We start from the raw sequence: 1,860 nt of genomic DNA on the forward strand, positions 1-1,860 counted from the left end.
GCCGAACAGGACTTCGAAGGCTTCTGGTCCCGCCTGGCCAAGGACAACCTCGCGTGGACGCGGCCCTTCACCAAGACCCTGGATGAGTCGAAGGCGCCGTTCTACGAATGGTTCGGCGACGGCGAACTCAACGCCAGCGCCAACTGCCTGGACAGGCACATCGGCACCCCCGTGGAGCACAAGACCGCCATCGTCTTCGAGGCCGACGACGGCGCCGTCACCCAGATCACCTACAAGGAGCTGCTCGCCCGCGTGAGCCAGTTCGCCAACGCGCTGAAGGCCTCAGGCATCCAGAAGGGCGACCGCGTCATCGTCTACATGCCCATGACCGTCGAAGGCGTCATCGCCATGCAGGCCTGCGCGCGCATCGGCGCCACCCACAGCGTCGTGTTCGGCGGCTTCTCGGCCAAGGCCCTGCAAGAGCGCATCATCGACGCCGGCGCCGTGGCCGTCATCACCGCCAACTACCAGCTGCGCGGCGGCAAGGAGCTGCCCCTGAAGGCCATCGTGGACGACGGCATCGCCATGGGCGGCTGCGAATCGATCCAGACCGTGTTCGTCTACGAGCGCACCCCCACCGCCTGGGCCCGCGTCGAAGGCCGCGACAAGAGCTTCGCCGAAGCCCTGGCCGGCCAGAGCACCGACTGCCCGCCCGTGCCCGTGAACGCCGAGCATCCTCTCTTCATCCTCTACACCTCCGGCTCCACCGGCAAGCCCAAGGGCGTGCAGCACGCCACCGGCGGCTACCTGCTGTGGGCCAAGCTCACCATGGACTGGACCTTCGACATCCGGCCCGAAGACGTGTTCTGGTGCACCGCCGACATCGGCTGGATCACCGGCCACACCTATGTGGCCTACGGCCCGCTGGCCGCCGGCGCCACCCAGGTGGTGTTCGAAGGCATCCCCACCTTCCCGCACGCCGGGCGCTTCTGGCAGATGATCGAGAAGCACAAGGTCAGCGTCTTCTACACCGCGCCCACCGCCATCCGCTCGCTCATCAAGGCCGCCGAAGGCGACGAGAAAGTGCACCCGAAGAACTGGGACCTCTCCAGCCTGCGCCTCCTCGGCTCGGTGGGCGAGCCCATCAACCCCGAGGCCTGGATGTGGTACCACCGGAACATCGGCCGCGAGCAATGTCCGATCGTCGACACCTTCTGGCAGACCGAGACCGGCGGCCACGTGATCACGCCGCTGCCCGGGGCCACGCCCCTGGTGCCGGGCTCGTGCACCCTGCCGCTGCCGGGCATCATGGCCGCCATCGTGGACGAGACCGGCAAGGACCTGCCCCATGGCGCGGGCGGCATGCTGGTCATCAAGCGGCCCTGGCCCTCGATGATCCGCACCATCTGGAACGACCCCGAGCGCTTCAAGAAGAGCTACTTCCCCGAGGAGATGGGCGGCACCATCTATCTGGCCGGGGATGGGGCCGTACGCAGCGAAGACCGCGGCTACTTCCGCATCACCGGGCGCATCGACGACGTGCTCAATGTGTCGGGCCACCGCCTGGGCACGATGGAGATCGAATCGGCGCTGGTGTCCAAGACCGACCTGGTGGCCGAAGCGGCGGTGGTGGGCCGGCCCGACGACGTGACGGGCGAGGCGGTGTGCGCTTTCGTGGTGCTCAAGCGCAGCCGCCCGACCGGGGAGGAGGCCAAGCAGATCGCCAACGAACTGCGCGCCTGGGTGGCCAAGGAGATCGGGCCCATTGCCAAGCCCAAGGACATCCGCTTCGGGGACAACCTGCCCAAGACGCGCAGCGGCAAGATCATGCGGCGCCTGCTGCGCAGCATCGCCAAGGGGGAGGCAATCACGCAGGACACGTCCACGCTGGAGAATCCGGCCATTCTGGAGCAGTTGTCA

General features: G+C 67.6%; 1 protein-coding gene. It reads left to right on the forward strand.

Going from position 1 to position 1,860, the window contains the following annotated elements:
• Positions 1-1,860 (forward strand): acetate--CoA ligase (gene acs / locus BLR24_RS30190; protein WP_093024373.1); only part of this gene is annotated, 1,860 nt, incomplete at both ends.

It is taken from the genome of Variovorax sp. OV700, from assembly GCF_900099805.1.
In the GTDB taxonomy this organism is placed as follows: Bacteria; Pseudomonadota; Gammaproteobacteria; order Burkholderiales; family Burkholderiaceae_C; genus Variovorax.